Source organism: Polyangium fumosum, assembly GCF_005144585.1.
Lineage (GTDB): Bacteria > Myxococcota_A > Polyangia > Polyangiales > Polyangiaceae > Polyangium > Polyangium fumosum.
Genome location: NZ_SSMQ01000094.1, coordinates 1 through 20,946, shown reverse-complemented (window position 1 = coordinate 20,946; position 20,946 = coordinate 1). Strand labels below are relative to the sequence as shown.

Here is a 20,946-nt window from a genome sequence, read left to right as displayed (position 1 = left end):
CCATGCTTCCTCTGAAGAAACATCCGACCGCCTTGCACGCAGGCGCCGGCGAGCCCGCCGCGAACATCCCCAATGGCGTGGCGGGCAAGAGCGTCTACGTCGTCGACGTGGACGATTACGAGCTTTCTCGCACCATGTTGTATGGGCTGGGCGCGAAGGGCGTGACGAACAAGCTGATGGCGACCGCGGACGTCATCCTCCATGGCGGCCCGGCGGCCCCGCAGAAGGCGCGCGCGAAGTACCCGTCCGCCGCGATCGTGAAGGCCTCGGCGATCCTGCCCTTGTTTCACCAGGAGATTCGCTCCTTCAGCGACCTCGTGCGGGCGCTCCAGCGCCACGGTTTTACCGTGCGCAACCCGAGCGACGAGGGGGATGCGGAGTTCGACCACTTCGAGCTGCCGCTCGTGGGCGATTCGCTCCACGAGACCCTGCTGCATTGGCTCGGCAGCTCGGCGTTCCTCCGGAGCTACGCGAAGAAACAGCACTTCCCCATCGACAAGCGCGAGGAAGGATACATCGATTTCCCGATCCCGGACAGCGGTGGTCTCACCTGGTATTACACCTGGAAAAGCGACGCCTGGGGCCGTGTCCACGCCTTACGAGGCGAAGGCGATTACCCGCTCGACATCAAAGGCCACCAGCTCCTGCGCGTCGAGCCGCTCCTGTGGACGCAGAGCACGGGGCTGTACTTCCACGAGTATCCGATTCTCGACAGCATCACCGGCCTGTTCGTCCAGGCGGGCATCGACGCGCGCACCGGCAGGGTGAACGGCACGGCGATCTCCCGCGTGTGGACGTAAGACCGAAACGAGCGGCTACTGCGTCCGCACGATGATGTGGAATCCGAACGGCGACTCCACGACGCCGCTCGTCTCGCCCACGCCGAGGTTGAGCACGGCGTCCTCGAATTCGCGGACCATCGCGCCCTTTGGGAATGTGCCGAGGTCGCCCCCGCGTTGCCCGGCGTTGGGCTCGTCGCTGTAATGCGTGACGACGTCGTTGAAGCTCGCCCCCGCCTGCAATCGCAGGCGCGCCTCTTCCGCGCGCGCGAGCGCCTCGCTCCGGCTGCGCGTGATGTGCGCAGGCGCGCGCTTCGAGCCCGCGTACATCACGACCAGGTGCTTTGCGCCCATGTGCCCCGCGGGCGTCACCGCGGAGGGCGCGGGCGCGGGCGCGGGCGGAGCCGGGGAGGGCGGCGGGCTCAGCGGCGGCGGCGACGTCGCCACGAGGGGCACGAGCTGCCGGGCGTCGGCCTTCAGCGTGCCGGAGGCGATCGGCTCTTTCGACTTCAGGGCCCTCGTGACGATCCGCTTGAAGTTGTGAAGAGGTTGCGCGCCGCCGACGAAATAATCGTTGATGACGAAGGCCGGCGTGCCCATGATCTTCAGCCGTTCGGCCAGCTCGAGATCGGCCTGGACCACCTTCCAGTGTGTGCGCGCGTCGAGCGCCGCCGAGAGCTTCGTCACGTCGAGCCCCGCCTCGGCGGCTTTGCGCTCGATGGCCGGGCGGCTCAAGCCCTGCTCCGATTGGTCCTCCCAGAGGCGCGCCGAGAAGGCCCAGAAGCCGGCCTCGCCTTTTTGCCGGTAGGCCTCGACGGAGGCCTCGGCGGCGAGCTGCGCCTGCTTGTGGAAGGAGAGGGGCAAATGCCGCCAGACAACGCGGATCTTGCCCGGAAAGGCGGCGAGGAGCTGATCGATGTCCGCCTGCACGCGCTTGCTGAAGGGGCACTGGAAGTCCGCGAACATCTGAACGGTGACCGCGGCGCCGGCCGGCGCGCCTTTGCCCGGCTGGTCCTTCGTGGGCGCGGGGGCGAGGATTCGCTCCACGGGCGCGGGGCTCTTCGCGTCTTTCAGGAGGGCATCGTAGATGTTCGCGGCCGGCGTCCCCGAAGCGAGGAGCTTTCCGGCCTTCGTGATCTCTTCGTCGATGATGGCTTCGAATTGCTCGCGGCGCTGCGCGCCGATGAGGCGCCTGCCATTGATGAAGAAATGCGGCGTGCCCATCACCTTGAAGTCTTCGGCCAGGTCCATATCACGCTCGATGCGCGCGGCATGCGTGTGCGACGTGATCGCCTTTTTCACGCGCTTCACGTCGAGGCCGAGGGCGAGCGCGAGGTTCTCGAGCTCAGGGTCCGCGAGGCGATCCTGGGTGTCGAAGAGCGCCTGGAAGGCCTTCCAGAAGGCGGCCTCTCCCTTCTGCACGCCGGCCTCGATGGCGAGCTCGGCGGCTGCCTCGGCGCGCGGATGTATGGGCAGGGGGTTGTGCTTGAACACCAGGCGCAGTTTGTCGCCGTACTTGGCTTCGAGCTCGGTGATCGTCGCGAGGGATCGTTTGCAGAAGGGGCACTGGAAATCGCCGAACATGACCATCGTCACGAGCGCGGTCGGTTTGCCGCGCGCGGGCGAGCCGTCGAGCGGCATCTTCCAGACCGTGTCCGAGTCCACCGGCGGAGGGGGTGGCGGCGTGGGCGGCGGCGCTTCCTTGTGGTTTCGCTCGGAGAGCTCGGCATAGACGCGCTCGGGGGGAGTGCCCTCGCGCCGGAGCGCGGCGGCCTCTTCGAGCTCGGCGTCGATGGTCTCCTGGAATTTCGTGATGGGCTGAGCGCCGGCGAGGAAGATGCCATTGACGAACGAGGCCGGCGTCCCCAGGACGCCGACCTTTTTGCCGAACGTGATGTCCGCGTCCACGTTCGCGGCGAAGCGCTGCTGGTCGAAGGCGGCCTGGAAGGCCCAGGGATCGATGCCGCTTTGCGCCGCCCAGTCGTTGAAGGAGGGGACGTCGAGGGAGCGCTGGTTCCGGAACGCGAGGGCGTGAAACTTCCAGAATGCGTTCACGCCTCCGAGCCGCAGCACCGTCTCGGCCGCGAGGTGCGCGGGACGCGCATTCTTGTGGAACGGGAGCGGGTTGTGTCTCCAGACGACCCGCAATTTGTCGGGACCGTACTGCTGCTGCAGGAGCGCCAGCGTGGCCATCAGCCGCGACGTGAAGGGGCACTCGAAATCGCCCCAGATGACCAGGGTGACGGGGGCGAGCGGGTTTCCCCAGGCGGGGGCGTCGGGCCCGACGGGGATGGCCGTCCCGGGGTCGGGGAACGCGGCTGCGCCCTCGGCCGCGCCCTCGTTGCCCGCCTCGGGCACGAGGAGAGGGCGGCGCGGTTCGTCCTGGCTCACGTTCACCGCCGGCTGCACGGGAGGCGGGGGCGCACAAGCGGCGAGCAAGAACAGGACCGTCGAAAGGAAGGCCGTGCGGCGCCGTCCCCGTGCGTGGTTCATCGTGGCTCCTCCATCGGGCATCGGGCGCGGGAGAGTACGCCACGACGGCCGGACGGGGAAGGCCTTGGTCGCTCCGAGCGAAGGAGGAAATGAGGCGGTCGCGGCGGCGGACGGGGCGCGGCGGCCGAAGAACACGTGACGCAAATCGGAACACGTTCTATATGAGGGAACCCCAACGGGCCGCAGCGCGCCCTGTCGCCAAGGAGCTTCCGTGGAATTGAAAATTGCCCTCGTCGCTGGAGCGGTCGGCGCGGTCGCCGGCTGTGCCGGGTCGTCTTCCAGTCACCCGACGGATACCGTAGCCGAGCCCGAGCCGGCGGCGGGCAACGCCGCCCTCATGTCGCTGGATGAGAACATGGCCCGCCTGCGCGCGCTCGCGGTCTTCGACGTGGGTCACGTCAACTTCGAGATGCCTGGGCATTCTGGCCATTGTTACTCGGTCTGCAAGCATCGCCAGATCGCCGCGTTGCGCGTGGACAAATTGGCCGACGTCGCCGAGTCCGCCGCGAAGACCCCCGCCCCGGACGCCTGCGACGAGGCGACCATCGAAAAGAACCTCGCCGCGCTGAACGCGCTCGGGATCTTGGAGGTCCGGGGGCTGATCAAGGACGAGCCCAAGAACAGCACGAATTGTTACGGGCACCCCTGCCCGGACGATGCCCAGGCGTCCAAGGCCCTCACCTGCGAGCGCGCGGGGAAGCTCGCCAGCATCGTGAACGCGGCCAAGGATCTGTGAGGGCCCGTTTCCCCGAGGTGAACGGGCGCCTCGGGCTGGGCGTCGGAATGGATCTCCCGTGGGGCGCGCCCGTCGGGTTCGCCCACGATCCCAGCCGCGGGGATCACGTGACGGATCCCGTCGTACAGTTCTTGTCGTCCCATGCCGGGGCCTTTCGGTATCTCTTCACGTCGTTCCAGCCCCGGAGCCGAAATCGCCTCGATCCACGCGAGTACTTTGGCGCCTACGACGACCTGTTCGCCCGTACGCCAGCGTTCTCCGTGCGCGCCCTCCACCAGACGACGTTCAGCCTGGGCGCGCTCGAAGCCTACGATCGCGGCCGGATCCTCGATTTCACGAACGCGCTCGTCGAGCGCTACCACTTCGCGTGGGTGAACGAGGATCTCGGCCTCTGGTCGCTGCACGGCAGGCCCTTGCCGTATCCGCTGCCGCCGTATCTCACGCCCGCCGGGCTCGACGCCGCCATCCGGAACACGGCCGAGGTGCAAGGGAAGCTCCTGGCGCCGCTCTTCGTGGAGTTCCCCGGATTCTCGGACGGGACGAGCTTTTTCATTGGCCACATGCACGCGTATGATTTTTTCCGGGCGGTCGTCGAGGAGACGAGGTCGCCGGCCACGCTCGACGTGGGCCACCTCCTTTCTTACCAATGGCTGCTCGGCAAGCGAGGCGAGGCGCTGTTCGGGGAGCTCGAACGGTTGCCGCTCGACCATTGCTTCGAGATTCACCTCTCGGGCTGCGCGATCGACGGCGATTCCTTCATGGATCACCACCACGGCGTGCTGCTCGACGAGCAGCTCGAGCTCCTTCGCCGCCTCCTTCCGCTCTGTCCGAACCTGTCCGCGATCACCTACGAAGATCCGCGGCTCGACGCCGAAGGGCGGCTCGCCCCCGAGACCGTCACGAGCTTCGAGCGCCTCCGCGCCGCCGTGGACCTCTGGCTCTCATGATCTCGCTCGATCAGGCGCTCGACCGGCTTCTGCATCATCGCTCGTACCGGGAAGCATTTTTCGAGGGGCGCGTGGACGAGCTCGACGTGTCGGAAGGCGATCTGCGCGCGCTCCGTTCCATCGATCCCGAGCAGCTTCGAAGGACGGCCGAGCGCGTGCGCGCGGATGTCGTGCAGCGAAAACATCGGGGGAGCGGCGGGCTCCTCACGATCTATGCACGCACCCTGGACGCGTGGAGAGCCACGCATCCCGAGGATCACGAACTCGATGCATTGATGTCGTCGTTCCTGGAATCTCCAGCCTTCGAGGCGTATCGCGCGTATTCCCACGCGGGTCCCGGCGTTTGCCTGGAAGAGGCATTCTTTCGATTCTGCGACGCGCGCGGGATCGGCGATGGCGCGATCCTGGAGGCGGAGTTTCTCACGGCGATGATGAAGGCGCTCGTGATGAGCCCGCAGCCGGATTTCACCCTCCCGGGGGAGATTCGTGTCGTCCCCGGGGGGTTTTTCGCGGTGGGCGAGCGGGCCGGGCCCACGCTCTACGCCGCCGCGCGCGGAAAGCTCGTCCTCGGGCCGATCACGCCCTTCCTCGCGGAGCTGCTGCTCTCAGCCGAGGACCCCGTCGAGATCGCGCGCAAGCATCACGTCGCGACGCCGGTGCTGCAAGCGTCGCTCGCGCAGCTCGCGCAGCTTGGGCTCGGCCGCTGAGCCGCGGTTCCACAAGGGTGGGGTCGCTCGCGCCAAGGGCGGAGGCGTGTTCCGCAAGGGCGGAGGCGTGTTCCGCAAGGGCGAGGTCGCTCGCGCCAAGGGCGGGGTCGTGTCCCGCAAGGGCGGGGTCGTGTCCCGCAAGGGCGGGGTCGTGTCCCGCAAGGGCGGGGTCGTGTCCCGCAAGGGCGGGGTCGTGTCCCGCAAGGGCGAGGTCGTGTCCCGCAAGGGCGAGGTCGTGTCCCGCAAGGGCGAGGTCGTGTCCCGCAAGGGCGAGGTCGCTCGCGCCAGGGGCGGGGGCGTGTTCCGCAAGGGCGGGGGCGTGTTCCGCAAGGGCGGGGGCGCTCGCGTCAAGGGCACAGCCTCTCGCGCCCGGTCATCCCGTCCCCGCGGCCTCCTTCAGCTTCCCGCTCCCCACTTCGGCCAGCATCTTCTCCAGCGCCGAGAGGCTTGGCGGCTTCGCCATGTGCCTGTCGAAGCCCGCTTGCCTCGAGCGCTCCACGTCCTCCTGCAAGGCATACCCGCTCAGCGCCACCAGGTAGACCGATCGCAGCTTCGGATCCGCGCGTATCGTCCGCGCCACGCCATACCCATCCATGCCCGGCAAGCCGATGTCGCAGAGCACCACGTCCGGCTCGAAGCGCCGCGCTTTCTCGATTCCCTCGGGCCCCGCGAACGCCACCTCCACCACGTGGTCGCCCATCCCCAGCGCGTCGCGCAGCGTCTCGGCCGCGTCCACGTTGTCCTCGATGACGAGGACCCGCCGCGGCAGCTCCCGCGGCGCAGCCGTCGGCGCCGCGGCCCGGCTCCACGCGACGGCCGGAGCGAGCGGCAGCCGCACCGTGAACTGCGCGCCTTGTCCGCGCCCCGCGCTCTCGGCCGTCACCGTCCCGCCGTGCATCTCGCAGAGGCCCTTCACCAGCGAGAGCCCGAGCCCGAGCCCCCCGCGGCTCCGATCGAGCGTGCAATCCGCCTGCACGAAGGGCTCGAACACGTGCGGCAGCGTCTCCTGTGGGATGCCCGCGCCGTCGTCCCGTACGCGCACGACGGCTAGGCCCCCCTCGCGCTTCGCCGAGAGCAGCGCGTGCCCGCCCCGCGGCGTGAACTTCGCCGCGTTCGCCAGCAGGTTGCCCACGATCTGCGCGAGCCGCGTCGGATCGCCGTCGACCGAGAGCGGCTCCGGCCCCACGTCGACCTCGAGCTTCACGCCCGCCTGATCGAAGCTCGGCCCGAGATCCTCGGCGAGGCGATGCAGGAGCTCGCCGAGCTCGACCCGCTCGCGCTGGAGCTGGATCTTGCCGCGCGAGATACGCGTCACGTCGAGCAGATCGTCGATGAGCCGCGTCATGTGCGTGACCTGTCGCTCGATCGCCGCATGCGCGCGCCGCGCCTGCGGGCCTCCCGGCGGAGCCCGCTCCAGGATGTAGAGGCCGTTGCGGATGGGCGCGAGCGGGTTGCGGAGCTCGTGCGAGAGCATCGCCAGGAACTCGTCCTTGCGCCGATCCGCCTCGCGCAGCGCGGCCTCGCTCTCGCGCAGCGCTTGCTCGGCCTCCTTGCGCTGCGTGATGTCCTGCATGATGCCCACGCTGCGGACCGGCGCACCCGCGGCGTCGCGGATCAGCCGCGCCGCGACGTGCACCCAGATGAGCCGCCCGTCCTTGCAGATGTAGCGCTTCTCCGCGCAGTACTCGTCGACCTCGCCGCGCACCATGCGGCAGTACTTCTCCCAGTCCGCCTGGCGATCGTCGGGGTGCGTCATGTCGTGCACCGTGCCCGAGAGCAGCTCCTCGCGGCTGTAGCCGGTGATGTCGCAATACCGATCGTTCACGCGCAGGATCCGGCCCGTCGCGGGATCTACCTGGCCCATGCCGACGATCCCCGTCTCGAAGAACGCGCGGTACTGCTCCTCGCTCTGCCGGAGCGCCTCCTCGGCTCGCCTGTGCTCGGTGACGTCGCGCTTGACCACGACCGCGAGGACCTGCTGGCCCTGCTCGTCCCGCACGGGCTCGCCGCTGAAGTTGAAGATCCACGCCTGCCCCGTGTCGAGGCGCCTCGTGTGGAGCTGCCAGCCCGCGAAGGACTCGCCCCGCAGCGCGCGGTAGACCGGCCATTCGTCGACGGGGAGCACGCGGCCGTCGAGATCGGTGAGCTCGTAGCGCTCGGCGAAGTGCGCGACGCAGATCTGCTTGGCGCTCGTCAAGGCGTACTTCGTCGCCTCCGCGCTGTTCACGAGGACCACGTTGCCCTGCATGTCGAACACGACGACGCCGTCCGGGATCGCCTGGAAGATGGCTTCGAGCTGCGCGCGGCTGTGGTCGGCGCGGGCCGCGGTCTCGCGGAGCGCCGCGACGAGATGCCGGCGCTCCTCCTCGATCCGCTTGCGCGCCGTGACGTCGCGGAAAAAGACCGCGATGCCGCCCTCCTTCGTCGGGTACACGTTCACGTGTGTCCAGAGATCGAGCGGCGCGTAGTGCTCGTCGAACTCGGCGGGCACGCGCTCGCGCATGACGCGGTTGTACTCGCGGAAGTAACGCGAGTGCGGGCCCGCGAGGGAAGGGTAGACCTCCCAGAGGCTCCGGCCGAGCGTCTCGCTGCGCGGCTTCTGGCTCAGGTGCTCCTGGCGCGGGTTGACGAAGACGAAGCGGAAGTCGTGATCGAGCACGAAGCAGGCGTCGCCGCGATCGAGCACATCGAAGGCACGCGCGAGATCCTGGGAGTCGTTGCGCGCGTGCTCGTGCTGCTCGTGGATGTCGACGGCGATGCCGGACCAGTCGACGACGGCGCCGCGGTCGTCGAGGCTCGGCGCGCTGCGGATCGAGAACCAGCGATACCCGCCGTCGTGCCGGCGGATGCGCGCCTCGACCGCGAACCGTCCGGCCGAGGCGAGCGCGTGTCTCCACGCCCGAGCGGCGCGTGCTTGGTCGTCGGGGTGCAGCACGCGCTGCCAGCCGAGGCCGTGGAGCTCCGACGCGGGGACGCCGGTGTACGTGATCCACGAGCTGCTCGCGAAGTCGCATGTGCCGTCCGCCCGGCACGCCCAGACGAGCCCGGGCAAGCTGTCGAGGAGGCGTCGACATCGGCCCTCTGGGAGGGCAGCACCAGCACGAGGCTCGGCCATGGGTCCATCGGCACGTGGTGCCGCGCGGGTACGATCGCAAGCCGGCGCGCCCGCGGCGCGGCGGCTGCCCGTGCGCCTCGGGCATGGCCGGCTTGCCCCTTCACGTTCGCCGCGCATCGGGGCAAACTGCGCGTTCTCTGGGGAGGCCGAGGAAGGAGTCGGTGGCGCGTGAGCGAGGCACCTGGGATCTGGTTCGTGTATCGATCGCACTACGAAGGGCCGCTCTCGCGCCGCGTTCGGCGCCTCGACGCGCCTTCGATCCTCGCGTGGTTCTCGGAGAAGATGAGCGACGCCAAGAAGGCCGAGGACCCGCAGAGCGTCTATGAGGCCGAGCTCGGCGGCTACGTGTACGGGTTCGGCACGGTGTTTGAGGCCGTGAAGGAGCACGGGCTCCTTGCGCCGAAGTCGACGGCCGAGCTCGAGACGATCCTCCGCAAGCACCTCTACGTCGAGGGCGACGCGGGGCACCTGCGCATCGACGCGCACTCGCTCCGCGTGTTGACGGACGACGACGAGGTCGAGCTCGCGTACTTCTTCTTCGATGACGAGGTCGCGCGCACGCAACCCGAGCGCGTGTCCTTTCTGCTTCACGAGGAGCCGAAGCTGCCGGAGGGCGACGCGGACGGCCCGTTCACGCCGCCCTTCGAGCCGGAGCCCGTCCTGCCGCGTGGGGAAGGCGAGGGGACGACGTACGTCTGTCTGCTCACGTCGTACGACGGCGATTCGATCCCGGGCTGCGCCGTGGCGATCCCCGGCGTGCGGCTGCCCGATCTCGCGTCGCACCTGCGCACCGTGGTGCCGGCGAAGAAGCCGGCGTCGTGGTCGAAGGAGTGGCTCGACACGTGGCCGGTGGAGCTCCGGCTCCTGCGGGCGATGATCGAGCCGGGCCAGATCTCGATCGCGCCGGCGCTCGCGAAATGTGCGGCCTATCCGCTGCGCGAGGTCGTCACCGAGACGAACCACACGCTCCTCGGCGTGGGCGCGCACCAGAACGCGGAGGGCGAGTTTTCCAAGGTGGGGACGGCGTTCGAGGGGACCGGAGATCCCGAGAAGGCCCTCGTGCAGGTGGGCAAGCACGCGGCGCTCTTCTGCCCGCACACGTCGAGCGCGTTCGGCTACGAGCAGTGGATCCTGTTCGATGATCGCTGGGCCGCCGCGCATCCGGCGCTCGCCGCTTCGATGTTGCGGTACGCGAACGGCTGGGATCCGCTCCGCGACCCCGCGCCGCCGAAGCCGGCGGAGACCGCGGCCGAGCAGAAGGAGCGCGCCTGGAAGGAGGCGCTCGCCGGGCGGATGGACGAGAAAGCGGCGCCGTACCGCACGACGGCGAGGTTTGCCCCCGGTGACCTCGTCGACCACACGAAGTTCGGACGTGGGCTCGTGCGCCGCGTGGACGGCGCGAAAATCGAAGTGATTTTCAAGGACGGCGCCAGGCTCCTGGCGCACGCGATGCCAGGGTGAGGCGAAGCGCCGAGACCACCGGCGCTCCCGCTTCCGCTTCCGCTCCCGCCTCCGCCCGTTGGCGAGGGTAGCCAGACGCTTGGGCCCTCGCTAGCATCGGCCCGCGCAGAGCAAGTTGATGAAGAAGGAACACGTCACGAAGACCGCGCCCCGGTGGTTCGATCCATCCTCGCCGGTGAGCATCGCCATGCGGGACGCGCGTGTGTCCCGCCGCGACGGCCGTGGGCTCATGTCGCTCAGCGAGGCGCGGCGCCTCATCGAGTCGACCGAGGTCTTCCGCAAAGGGGAGGGCCGTACGGCCGCAGGGACGATGGTGTTCGAGAGCGACCGCGTGTGGGCGGCGCTCTTGTCGCTCGAGGACGCGGCCGAGTTCGTGAAGCACGGCCAACGTATCCGCTGGGAGTTCCAGGTACGCGGCCGCGACAACACCGCGCTCCACGATCGCTACGGAGACGCCATCCTGCCCTGGATCGAGAGCCGCCTCGATGGCGACGGCGCGCTCGTGAACGTGCCGTGGTGCGTGGTGCCGTGCCTGCTCGCGATCGGATCAAGCGAGGCGCTCGACGTCGCGCTGCGCGCGCGATCGATCGTGGAGCTCGCGGTCGCGGGCAGCGAGATCGAGGCCGACGAGCCTGAACTCGCCGAGGACACGTCCACGCCTTCCGAGGACGAGGACGACGAAGACGGCGACGAGGACGAGGACGACGAGGACGACGAGGACGACGACGATCCAGGCGCGGACGAGGACGACGACGAGGAGCACGCCCGCGCCGACGGCGCCACGAAAGACGACGGTCTCGACATGGCGCGGCGGTGGATGACGCGGCACCCGGACGCGTACGGGGCGCTCGCGACGCTCGCGGACGAGGGGAACCCGCGCGCGGCGGAGCTCTTGCGGGATCGCGCCGCGGCGCTCGGCGGCGTGGTGCGCGAGGCGATCGAGGCGGCGCTCGGCGCCGAAGCGGCCAAGCGGCTCGCCGAGCAGTTCGACCTGCCGCGGACACGTTTGCCCGAGGAGGTGGAGCGGCTGCTCGCCGAAGCCGAGGCGATCGACGAGCCGCGGGGTCCGCTCTGGAGCATCGCCGAGCTCGACGAGGCCGCGCGCCGGTTCGATCTGCCCATCTGGGACAACGCGAACTACACGACGGCGGCGATGCGGATCACGGGGTACGCGTCGCAGAAGGGCGACGTGCTCGTCGTCGAGCAGATCCTCCACCACCCGGGATCCGGCACGCTCGCGGGCTGGGAGCTCTCGGCGTACGGGCCCGGCGCGGGCAAACGATCCTCGCGCGACGACGAGCTCATCGACGCGGCGCGTGACGAGCTCCAGAGCGTGGAGATCGACGCGGACGACTACGTCGACGGCATCACGAACCAGATCGTCCTGCTCGGCGAGCGCGACGAGAAGGGCCGGCCCACCACGGGCTCCGACGGCCCGCGCATCGTGCCGCTGCCGCTCCCGTCGGACGACATGATCGTGCACGTCAAGCGCGCCGCAGTGCGGCAGAAGGGCGATCCGCTGCGCGCGAGTTACCACCTTCCGCGCGCGTTCGCGGCGCTGCCGGAGTCCACGCGCGGGAGCCTCCGGCTCGTGACGCCGGTCGAGGCGCTCCTCGTGGATCTGTGCCGTCGGCATCGCGACGTGATCTTCGCCGCCGACCGGGATCTGCGCGTCGCCGCGGCGGTCCCGCAAGGCGCGACGCGGCTCTTCTCGTTCGACGATTTCCAGTACGTCGCCGCGGGCGAGCCGGCGTCACGATCGATGGATCTCGTGGCGATGGTCGAGGCGCTGCGCGCGCGGCGCAAGATCACGCGCCTGCCCGGCGCGGCGAACGCGCGGCCCGAGTGCTGGATCCCCGGCGCGGCGGAGCTCCGCAGCTACGCGGGCGGCGACGCATGGTCCGAGGGCGACGATCCGATCGAGCCGGAGACGCCGGCCGCGGGCGTCGGCGTGACGCCGTACTGGAGCCTCACGATCGCGCGCGGTTTTCCGCACGGGGTGTGGCTCTTGCACGGCGCGGCGCAGAACAAGAAGGGGCAGGCGGAGCAGGCGATCCTGCACCTCACGAACGCGTCGTCGCCCGTCGTGCGCCTGTTCTGGCCGCGCCGGACGGCGTGCATGTGGGCGCGCGTCGCGGGCCTGGCCGAGCGCAAGTGGGTGACCGGGGATCGCGGCGTGCTCGCGGCGGCGAAGAACGAGCGCATGCTCTACGCGGCCGAGGCGCGGAAGCTCGTGGAGACCTTCGTCCTGCGGCCGTGGAGCGTGCCCGCGCACGTGGGCACGGAGTTCGTGCTCTTGCTGGAAGCGCTCGTCGGCGGGCGCGAGACGATCGAGGCGTTCGTCGCCGCCCTCGGAAAACTCTCGCCGGAGGCGTGGGCCTCCGACAGGGCGGCGCTCGCGAGCGCGATCTTCGAGCTCGGCTTCGTCCTGCGTCGCGTGGAAGGGTCGCGGGGCCCGCTGCGCGAGCGGCTCGCGGCGTCGTGGCGGCAAGGACAAACGGGCGAGGCGCCGCGCATGCTCGACCTCGTGCTCCACAGCCGCGCCGGAGCCGAGCGCAGCGCGCGGTGCGAGCTCGAACTCGCGCACGCCGGCGACGATCCGACGTGGGTCCGGGACAAACTCCTCGATCGCAAGACGGCTGCGTCCGCGCCCGACGTGTTCCTGGTGTCGCTCGCGGGCGAGGAGATGCTCGGGAAGTACGAGGGGCGGATCTCCAAGGTGGCGGACGCGGCGTGGGTGGGCAGCCAGCTCGCGCGGCTCGCGTCGGCGCGGGTGGTCGGGATGGCGCTCGCGCTTTATGCCGAGAGGCCGGAGGCGCGCGCGGCGATCTCACAGGCTCTCTTCGAACGCCCGGAGATCCGCGCCGAGATCGAGGCAAACCAGCGGGGCCCGCAAGCCAAGATCGCGCGTGCCCTGCTCACCGCGCTCGACGAGCGGGACGAGCGCGCCTACGCGCGGCGGCAGGGCGCGCAAGACGACGAGCTCGACGACGAGGAGGAGGACGACGACGAGGGCGACGACGAGGACGAGGCGTAGAACGCCTCACCCGCTGTCCCCTCTCGACGCGGTGGCTGCGCGTGGGTCGCATGACCGCGGGTGTCGCCACGTGTCGACCCCCTCGGGAGGTCACTCGACGAGGAACTCCTGCTCCAGCAGGCCGTAGATCGCCGAGTCCGTGAACTTGCCGTCGGAGAACCAGTTCTCACGCATGAGGGCGTCGCGCTTGAAGCCGAGCTTCTCCAGGACGCGTCGCGAGGCCTGGTTGTTCGGGTCGATGACCGCTTCGACCCGGTGCAGCTCCATCTGCGTGAAGCCGTAGCGGAGGATCGGCCGGAGCGCCTCGACCATCAGGCCGCGGCCCCAGAACGCGGGCGCGAGCTCGTAGCCGACCTCCGCGCAGCGGTGCGGCTTGTTCCAGCGCCAGAACCCGCACGTCCCCAAAAGCTCGCCGCTGTCCTTGAGCGAGAGGCCCCACCGGATGCCGGTGACGTCGCGTTGCGCGTCGAACACGATCCCGAGGAGCTTCTCGGTGTCGGCGAGGGTCGCGTGCGCAGGTCGGCCAAAGTACCGGACCACCTCGGGGTTCGACTGGATGCGGAAGATCGCCTCCGCGTCGGCGGGGACGAGCTCACGCAGGACGAGGCGGGGTGTTTCGAGGGTCGGGAACGGGGTGAACGAGACCATGAGGGCCGGGAGGCTTTCACCTTTCCGTGACCCTAGCAACGGCGCCTCGGCGCGTTGCACGATCGCGACGCGCGAGCTTGCACGATTGAAAGTCAGCCCGGAAGAACCCCTCGCCAAATGCCCGGATCGACACATGAACGACGTTGGCCCGGACCGTGCAATCTCTACAGGCAGAGCGCCTGCTCCGGCCGCCCCCCCCGCCGTAGAGTAGGCGCTCGTTTTTTTGTCTCCCCGTGATGTGGCGCGTGGGCCCGGGCGGGTGAGACCACGTCACACTTCCGAGCGCCCGTTCGATACGTGGAGGGCACGATCGGATCGGAAGGAGATGACCATGCGGTGGACCCTCGCGCTTCTCGGCTCGCTCTCGGCATGCACGGCGCTCGGGACGCCGGGCGCGGAGCCTCGGCGCGACGCGGAGGACCCGGCCGTGCGTCCCGAGCCCGCCCGCGCGCTTCCCGCGGCGAGCGCCCAAGGCAGCGCGCCGGCGAGCGCGTCCCCCGCGAGCCCGCCGGCGGCGGATGCATTCGCGCAGTACCCGTGGCTCGAAGGGGGAGCCGTGGGCATGCCGGCGCCGGTCGACACGCTCGAAAAGCGGTTTCCACCCCCGCGCGGCTTTACGCGCGTGGCCCTCGCCCCCGAGGGCTTCGGCGCGTTCCTGCGCACCTTGCCGCTCGCCGCGAAGGGCACGCCGGTCAAGTCCTACCGCGGCGACGAGATCCGCGCGGACGGGCATCCGAACGTCGCCGCCGTCGTGGCCATCGACGTCGGGAAGGCGGATTTGCAGCAATGCGCCGACGCGATCGTCCGGCTGCACGCGGAGTGGCGCTGGTCGCACGGGCAGCGCGATCACGCCTACCGGACGGCGAGCGGCACGAAGCTCGAATTCCAGCGGTACGTCTCGGGCCAGCGGATCCGCGTGGACGGCAATCGGATCGAGCTCGTCCCATCGGCCAAGCGCGCCGAGGCGACGCACGCGCTCTTCCGGACCTGGCTCGACGACGTGTTTGGCTGGACCAACACGGGCGCCCTCGCGCGGGACGGCGAGCGCGTGGCCCTCGATGCGCTTCGCCCCGGGGACTTTTTCGTGCTGACCGGCGTGCCGTTCGGCCACACCGTCCTGGTCCTCGACATGGCAAAGGATGCGGCAGGGCGCCGCGCGGTGTTGCTCGGCCAGAGCTTCGTCCCCGCGCAGAACGTCCACGTGCTCCGCCCCGAGCCCGCGCGCGTGTGGTTCGTCCTCGACGAGGCCGCGGGCGCGCTCACGACCCCGTTTTGGGATCCCTTCCCGTTCGATTCGCTCCGCCGTTTGCCCGAGTAAAACGACGCCGAAGGCGGCCCCCGAGGAGCGCCAGGGCCGATGAAAAGGCGACCCATTCGTACCCCGGGGGCCGTTCGCCCATTCGACATCCACAAAGCGCAGCCGGCGGCGGGGTCGTTTGCGGCGTCGCTTGCGGAGGTGGTGGCGGGGGCGGCGGCGACGCAGGGGGCGGCGGGGGCGGAGGCGGAGGCTCCGGCGCGGCAGGCTCGGTGTTGCAGGCCCGCGGCCGCGCGGAGAGCCAATCGAGCAGGCTGTCGGCTTTCCCTTTCGCGCCGAGCGCCCGCCACTCGCCGCCGTGATCCTTGCCGGGCAAGAGGTCCCACGTCACGTCGCGCGTGCAGGCGGCGACGCGCTCGTGCAGCCCCCGGGCGAGGTGGTGGAGCGGGTTCCGGTCGCCGACCAGGAAATACGCAGGCGGCGCGCATGTCGGGGTTGGCGCCGGCGCGCACGCGCTCTCCCGCGGCGGAATGCCCCCGCCGACGAACACCACCGCCGCATATCGCGCCCCGAGCCGCGCCCAGTTCCACCCGAGGAACGACGCGCCCCCCGACCAACCCGCGATCCACACCCGATCCGCGTCGATCGCGTACTCACGGCCGATCGCGTCGATCTGCGCCTCGATCCACCCCGGAGGATCCCCCTCGGACCATTGCCAGAAGCTCCCGACCCGGCATCCCTCGGCTTTCGGGCACATCGGCGCAAAGAGCGAAACCCCCCGCGCGGCGGCGGCCGCGACGAACGGCGAGGCGTCCCGCTCCACGAGCGGCGTCTTGCCGCCGGGCGCATCGCCATGCAACACCACGAGCAGCGGCGCCTTCGTCGCTCCCTCGGGCGGCGGATCGAAGAGGCAGCCGGGGCAGGGATATCCCACCCGGCGGCGCGGGTTTGCCTCGGCCGCACCCCCGGCGAGGGCGGCGAGCGCGAACGTGGCGACGGCGAGGGCGCGGGCCTTCGTCATGCGGCCCGCCGAGGATACCTGATCCGCGTGTCCCCTTGGGCGCCCGCGCTCACTCGCCGTTCAGCGTGTAGAGGTAGGCCGCGATGTCCTTCGCTTCCTGCTCGCTCACGCCGAGGGTCGGCATCTTCGTGCGTGGATCGAGATCCGTGGGGCGCCGGATCCACTTGATGAGGTTGTCGGGCGTGTTCGACACGACGTGCGCGATGTCGCCCCGGTTCGCGAAGCCGAACAGCGGATGTGACTCCTTGCCGATCGCCCCTTCGACGCCCGGGATGAGGTGGCAGGCGCCACACGCGTATTTCTTGATCGCCTCGCGCCCCCGTTGCGCGTCCCCGCCGGCCACGTCGCGCGGCGGCGCCGGCTTCGACTTGCACGCGGTGAGCGCCCCGGGCGCGGCGAGCGCGAGGAGGAGCAGGAAAGGCCGATACCGTCGTGACAAAACCACCAGATCTCCCGTGCCTGCCCCGGGCATCCGCCGGAAGGCTCGCCCTCGATAGGGGCCCCGAGGACGGCCGGCAAGCTAGCACGAAGGGGTGAGGGCGGAAGGCGGGCCGTGCTGGTCGATTGAGCATCTGCCAATCCGCTGACCCGCTCCACGCGCGGATGCGGAGAAAGCTGCCATGCTTGCCGCATGTTCGACCTCCTCCGTCGCCGCCCTGCGTTCCGTCGCCTCTGGGCGGCTGGGACCATCTCGCTCGTCGGCGACTGGCTCGCGTTCGTCGCCGTGAGCCGGCTGGCACTGGACCACGGCGGAGGCGCGTTCGCGCTCGTGGGGGTCTTCGCGGCGCATTCGCTCCCGCATGCGTGCCTGTCGCCCATCGCGGGGTTCGTCGCCGACCGGTTCGATCGGCGGCGCTTGCTCATCGGCATCCCGCTCCTCCAGGCCGCCTTCACGCTCGCCATGGTGCTCGCGGCCGCGCGGGGCGAGCTCGCCGCGCTGCAGGCGCTCGTGCTCGTGCGATCCGCGTTCACGGCCTTCATGGTCCCGGCCGAGACGGCGGCGCTCCGGCACACGGTCGAGCCGCCGGAGCTCCTCCGGGCGAACGCCATCGTCTCGGGGACGTGGAGCATCACGTTCGTCGCGGGCATGGCGCTCGGCGGCCTGCTCGCCGCGCTCGGGCCCGTGCCCGCGATCCTCGTGGACAGCCTCTCGTTTTTCCTCGCCGCGGCGCTCGCCTCGGGCCTGCCCTCCTTGAAGCCCGAGGGGGCCGGGGAGACACAGGCCACCGGCGTCTGGGGGCTCGTCCGGGCCGTGCCGCGTGATCTCTGGGCTGCGCTTGGGCATGCACGCGCGCGGCCGGCGCTCTTCCGGGCCGTCTTCTCGAAGGTGCCCGCGGCGCTCGCGGGGGGCATGGGCTGGGTCACGTTGAACCTCGTCGCGGATCGGGCGGCGCCGTTTGGCGCGGCGGCCCTTTCGCTCGGCATCTTGCAATCCGTGCGAGGGGCGGGAACGGGGCTCGGCCCGCTCGGCATCTCGCTCCTCACGCGCGGCGGTGATCCGGGGCGGGGGCTCGAGCACGCGGCGACGCTCACCACGTTCGCGGGCATCGTCGCCTCTTCGCTGGTGCAGCCCTGGCCTGCGCTCTTGCTCGTCGCCGTGCTCGTGTGGGGGATGGGCGGCGGGAGCAACTGGGTGCTCACGAGCGCGTCCCTCCAGCGCCTCGCGCCCGACGCGATGATCGGCCGGCTCTCGAGCATCGATGATCTCACGACCACCACGACGATGGTGGTGGGCGCTCTGATCGCAGCGCTCCTGTACCAGGCCTCCTTCTCGGTCCAGGCGATCGGGGCGATGGCGGCGGGGGCGGGGCTCGTCGTTTGGATCGCGCTCTCGCTCCGGCGGACGGAGGCCCCGCTTTCCCTGGAGAAAACCGCCCTCGAGCGGGGATGAACGCGCCGCTCAGTTCGGCGGTTTGGCGGGCCGCTCCGACGCCACGAACTTGAATCGCCCATAAAGCGTCGGGCCGCGCAGGTCCGACTCGCTCATGGCGAGCACGCCCGTGCCGATGTCCTCGAAAAGGAGGACGACGCCGAGCCAGCCCGCGAAATACAGCATTCCATGCGTCAGGCGGTACTCGTGCAGCCGGAGCAGCTTCATCTCCTTCAGGCGGAGCGGCCGGCCCGCCATCTGCTCCGCCATGGGCACGAGCGAGCCGACGAGCGGCCGCTCGTCGATGCGGACGCCGTTCGTCAGGAAGCGAAGATCCGTGCCGAGGTGCTCGAAAAACGCGTCCATCACCCCGCCGAAATCGTCCGCGTGGACGAGCTTCTCCTTCACGCTCGCCACGAGGGCGCGGATCTCGTCGGCATCGGGGGGGGGGAGGCGGGTGGGACGTCCGGACGAACCCCGGGGGGAGGGGTTTTGAAACGGGGGACGACGGGGGGGACGGGAAGGTTTCATGGTGCTCGTCTACCGGATCGGGTTTTTCTGGAACGGTCCTCGCACGCGCCGCTCGTGCGCGCTCCGAGGCTCGCGCCCGTCCATCGACCGGAGGTGTACTCCAGTTGCGTACTTTCGTGATTTTCTTTCGAACGGTTCGCTCGATTTGGAAGTTCCACGGAAAAACTTGGGGTGCGGGGGCCACGTGTTTGGCACGAAGAACAGCTTGGCCCTGGGCGGTGCGCGGGCGGCGGCCGGCGCGGACTTGCGGCGCGCGCCCGAGCGCCCCGGGCACGCCGCCGGGCTCACCGCGCCGAGGTCGGTTCCCCCTTTCGTGGGACTTCTGGTACCCTCCGCGCCCGCATGGACAGCGCCCCCCTGAGCATCGCGACCCAGATCGCGCGACAGCGCGTGGGGCGCGTGCTCCGGGACAAGTGGCGCCTCGACAGCGTGCTCGGGACAGGCGGGTTCGGCGCGGTCTACGCCGCGACCCACCGCACGGGCAAACGCGTCGCCATCAAGATCATCCACCCCGAGCTCAACGCCATCGCCGACGCCCGCAGCCGCTTCCTGCGCGAGGCCTACGCCGTCAACGCCGTGAGCCACCCGGGCATGGTCTCGATCCTCGACGACGACGTCGACGAGGACGGCTGCGTCTTCCTCGTCATGGAGCTGCTCGACGGCGAGACGCTCGAAGCGCGCCGCCTTCGAAGCGGCGGCAGCCTCGACTTCGAGGACGTCCTCTCCATGGCCGACCCGATCCTCGACGTGCTCGCCGCGGCCCACGAGAAGGGCGTCGTGCACCGCGATCTCAAGCCGGAGAACGTCTTCCTCCTCCGCACCGGCCAGATCAAGATGCTCGATTTCGGCGTGGCCAAGCTCCGCGAGGCCCCCCGCGGCAAGGCGTTGACGGTGAACGGCATCGTCATCGGCACGCCCGCCTTCATGCCGCCCGAGCAGGCCCGCGGGCAGTGGGAGCTCGTCGACGAGCGCTCCGATCTCTACGCGGTCGGCGCCACCCTGTTCACCTTGCTGACGGGGCAACTCGTCCACGGCAACCTGACGCCCCAGGAGTCCCTCGTCGCCGCCGTCACGACGCCCGCGCCCTCGCTCGCGACGGTCTCGCCCGGCACCCCCCGCGCCCTCGTCGCGCTCCTCGACCGCGCCCTCGCCTTCGACCGGAAGGACCGCTTCCAGACCGCGCGCGAGATGCAAGCCGCGGTGCGCGCGGTCTACCACGAGCTCACCGGCAGCCTCGCCTCCACGGCGCCCCACGAGGCCCGGAGCGTGCCTTCGACCGACGAGGACGAGACGACGCAGAGCGGCGGCGACGACGAGCCCACGGCGGTCCTCTCGCGGATGCCCGAGCTCGCGCTCGCGCGACGCCTCCCTTCGACGACCGCGCGGAGCCCGAGGCTCGTCTCGCCAGACAGCGAGCCGACGATCGTCGGCGCGCCGCCCTCGATGACGCTGAAGCGCAGCGTGAGCGGGCTCGTCGGGCCCGAGTCGCGCGGGCAGCGGTTGGCGTCGATCTTCGACTCGGCCGATTTCGGGGATCAGGCCGAGATCTCGGAGGATGTCGCCAAGGCGACGGCCGCGCTCAATGCCTCGGCGGCGGCCGCGGCGGCGCAGAACAAGAAGGCGGAGGAAGCGGCCGCGGGGCCCGAGCCCGAGGAGGCCACGATCCGCAACGTGAAGGAAGAGCCAGGGAGACCGATCGCGCCGAAGAAGGCGCGGGCCGCGGCTCCTTCCCGGACGTGGATCTACGTGGTCGTCGTGATCGTGCTCGTGGGCGCCCTCGTGGGGTTTGCCTTGCTCCGCATGAAGCCGCGGCGGGCCGCGGCGCCCGCCGGGCCGGGGGCGGCGACACGCGCGCAATCTTGCTATGCTGGCGCGTGGCTTGGCTCGTCGCCCTGGGGCTCGTCGCGTTCGTCGTGGTCGTGATCGTCTCGGTCGAGCGCACGCGCCGGTTGCTCGTCGTGGAGGCGCAAGCGGGAAAGGTGGCGCGGCTCTCAGGCCGGGCGCCGGCAGAGCTCGCCGCCGACATCGAGGACGTCCTCGGCCGATCCCGGGCGACCGGGACAATCGTGCTGCGGCTCGAAGGCGGACGTGTCGTGGTGCGCACCGAAAAGGGGATCGACGAGACCACGGCGCAGCAGCTCCGCAACGTGGTCGGACGTTTCCCGGTCGCCCGTCTGCGCACGGCGCGGCGCGTGGAGCGCAGCGGGGCGCGCTGAGCGCGGGGCGTCGCGTCGGTCAAGGACCTCGCGGGTCACAAGCAGGACGAGGTGCCGCTCGCGGATGCGGCGGACGTCCTCGCGGCGCGGGCGCGGGCCGAGGCGTCTCTTCCGCCGGGCGAGGCGCGGT

16 protein-coding genes are annotated in these 20,946 nt (G+C 70.4%); 10 read left to right on the top strand and 6 right to left on the bottom strand.

The annotated features are described in order from the left end of the window. Positions 1-2: 2 nt before the first annotated feature. Positions 3-800 (top strand): hypothetical protein, encoded by a 798-nt coding sequence (locus tag E8A74_RS46580; RefSeq protein ID WP_136935633.1) that lies wholly within the window; start codon positions 3-5, stop codon positions 798-800. 15 nt (positions 801-815) lie between these two features. On the opposite strand, the gene E8A74_RS46575 is transcribed toward E8A74_RS46580, so the two are convergent. Further along, positions 816-3,272, bottom strand: coding sequence for a thioredoxin domain-containing protein (locus tag E8A74_RS46575; RefSeq protein WP_170229902.1), 2,457 nt, complete (start codon positions 3,270-3,272; stop codon positions 816-818). A 211-nt stretch (positions 3,273-3,483) separates the two neighbouring features. Here E8A74_RS46575 and E8A74_RS46570 point away from each other — a divergent pair, with 211 nt between their 5' ends. From E8A74_RS46570 to E8A74_RS46560, 3 genes are read left to right on the top strand one after another with little or no spacing between them, the layout of a single operon-like run. Then, a complete protein-coding gene (locus E8A74_RS46570) occupies positions 3,484-4,008 on the top strand; it encodes a hypothetical protein (RefSeq protein WP_136935631.1) in 525 nt (174 codons plus the stop codon). Next, positions 4,005-4,955 carry a multinuclear nonheme iron-dependent oxidase gene (locus E8A74_RS46565; RefSeq protein WP_211365621.1) on the top strand — a complete coding sequence of 317 codons (951 nt, stop codon included), beginning with the start codon at positions 4,005-4,007 and terminating at the stop codon, positions 4,953-4,955. Before E8A74_RS46570 ends, E8A74_RS46565 begins: the two co-directional genes overlap by 4 nt. Continuing rightward, a complete protein-coding gene (locus E8A74_RS46560; protein WP_136935630.1) occupies positions 4,952-5,662 on the top strand; it encodes a hypothetical protein in 711 nt (236 codons plus the stop codon). Before E8A74_RS46565 ends, E8A74_RS46560 begins: the two co-directional genes overlap by 4 nt. A 373-nt stretch (positions 5,663-6,035) precedes the next feature. Here the strand turns inward: E8A74_RS46560 and E8A74_RS46555 are convergent, their stop codons facing one another. Next, positions 6,036-8,777, bottom strand: a complete 2,742-nt coding sequence (locus E8A74_RS46555; protein ID WP_170229901.1) for a PAS domain-containing hybrid sensor histidine kinase/response regulator — start codon at positions 8,775-8,777, stop codon at positions 6,036-6,038. A gap of 168 nt (positions 8,778-8,945) precedes the next feature. Here E8A74_RS46555 and E8A74_RS53500 point away from each other — a divergent pair, with 168 nt between their 5' ends. Further along, on the top strand, positions 8,946-10,238 hold the full coding sequence (locus E8A74_RS53500; RefSeq protein ID WP_170229900.1) for a hypothetical protein: 1,293 nt from the start codon (positions 8,946-8,948) through the stop codon (positions 10,236-10,238). A 118-nt stretch (positions 10,239-10,356) separates the two neighbouring features. Continuing rightward, entirely contained in the window at positions 10,357-13,275 is a 2,919-nt protein-coding gene (locus E8A74_RS53495) for a hypothetical protein (protein ID WP_170229896.1), read from the top strand. Between the two features lie 90 nt (positions 13,276-13,365). Here the strand turns inward: E8A74_RS53495 and E8A74_RS46540 are convergent, their stop codons facing one another. After that, entirely contained in the window at positions 13,366-13,923 is a 558-nt protein-coding gene (locus tag E8A74_RS46540) for a GNAT family N-acetyltransferase (protein ID WP_136935627.1), read from the bottom strand. Between the two features lie 331 nt (positions 13,924-14,254). Between E8A74_RS46540 and E8A74_RS46535 the strand changes: the two genes are divergently transcribed. Continuing rightward, positions 14,255-15,241, top strand: a complete 987-nt coding sequence (locus E8A74_RS46535; protein WP_170229899.1) for a DUF4846 domain-containing protein — start codon at positions 14,255-14,257, stop codon at positions 15,239-15,241. On the opposite strand, the gene E8A74_RS46530 is transcribed toward E8A74_RS46535, so the two are convergent. After that, complete coding sequence (locus E8A74_RS46530) at positions 15,183-16,199, bottom strand: alpha/beta hydrolase family protein (RefSeq protein WP_136935625.1); 1,017 nt, start codon at positions 16,197-16,199, stop codon at positions 15,183-15,185. The genes E8A74_RS46535 and E8A74_RS46530 overlap by 59 nt on opposite strands. A 49-nt stretch (positions 16,200-16,248) precedes the next feature. Beyond that, on the bottom strand, positions 16,249-16,644 hold the full coding sequence (locus E8A74_RS46525) for a c-type cytochrome (protein ID WP_170229898.1): 396 nt from the start codon (positions 16,642-16,644) through the stop codon (positions 16,249-16,251). Positions 16,645-16,830: 186 nt separating this feature from the next. Here E8A74_RS46525 and E8A74_RS46520 point away from each other — a divergent pair, with 186 nt between their 5' ends. Further along, entirely contained in the window at positions 16,831-18,090 is a 1,260-nt protein-coding gene (locus E8A74_RS46520) for an MFS transporter (protein WP_136935623.1), read from the top strand. 9 nt (positions 18,091-18,099) lie between these two features. On the opposite strand, the gene E8A74_RS46515 is transcribed toward E8A74_RS46520, so the two are convergent. Then, a complete protein-coding gene (locus tag E8A74_RS46515) occupies positions 18,100-18,486 on the bottom strand; it encodes a hypothetical protein (protein ID WP_136935622.1) in 387 nt (128 codons plus the stop codon). Positions 18,487-18,942: 456 nt separating this feature from the next. Here E8A74_RS46515 and E8A74_RS46510 point away from each other — a divergent pair, with 456 nt between their 5' ends. Beyond that, positions 18,943-20,523 (top strand): serine/threonine-protein kinase, encoded by a 1,581-nt coding sequence (locus E8A74_RS46510; protein WP_136935621.1) that lies wholly within the window; start codon positions 18,943-18,945, stop codon positions 20,521-20,523. Beyond that, the gene (locus tag E8A74_RS46505; RefSeq protein ID WP_170229897.1) at positions 20,475-20,816 is read left to right on the top strand and encodes a DUF3634 family protein; all 342 of its coding nucleotides are present in this window, start codon (positions 20,475-20,477) and stop codon (positions 20,814-20,816) included. Before E8A74_RS46510 ends, E8A74_RS46505 begins: the two co-directional genes overlap by 49 nt. The last annotated feature ends 130 nt before the right edge of the window (positions 20,817-20,946 follow it).

Bases quoted from the DNA above. Each gene is read 5' to 3' on its own strand.
- E8A74_RS46580 (WP_136935633.1), top strand. From the start codon at position 3: ATGCTTCCTCTGAAGAAACATCCGACCGCCTTGCACGCAGGCGCCGGC.
- E8A74_RS46575 (WP_170229902.1), bottom strand. From the start codon at position 3,272: ATGAACCACGCACGGGGACGGCGCCGCACGGCCTTCCTTTCGACGGTC.
- E8A74_RS46560 (WP_136935630.1), top strand. From the start codon at position 4,952: ATGATCTCGCTCGATCAGGCGCTCGACCGGCTTCTGCATCATCGCTCG.
- E8A74_RS46555 (WP_170229901.1), bottom strand. From the start codon at position 8,777: ATGGCCGAGCCTCGTGCTGGTGCTGCCCTCCCAGAGGGCCGATGTCGA.
- E8A74_RS53495 (WP_170229896.1), top strand. From the start codon at position 10,357: ATGAAGAAGGAACACGTCACGAAGACCGCGCCCCGGTGGTTCGATCCA.
- E8A74_RS46540 (WP_136935627.1), bottom strand. From the start codon at position 13,923: ATGGTCTCGTTCACCCCGTTCCCGACCCTCGAAACACCCCGCCTCGTC.
- E8A74_RS46535 (WP_170229899.1), top strand. From the start codon at position 14,255: ATGCGGTGGACCCTCGCGCTTCTCGGCTCGCTCTCGGCATGCACGGCG.
- E8A74_RS46530 (WP_136935625.1), bottom strand. From the start codon at position 16,199: ATGACGAAGGCCCGCGCCCTCGCCGTCGCCACGTTCGCGCTCGCCGCC.
- E8A74_RS46520 (WP_136935623.1), top strand. From the start codon at position 16,831: ATGTTCGACCTCCTCCGTCGCCGCCCTGCGTTCCGTCGCCTCTGGGCG.
- E8A74_RS46510 (WP_136935621.1), top strand. From the start codon at position 18,943: ATGGACAGCGCCCCCCTGAGCATCGCGACCCAGATCGCGCGACAGCGC.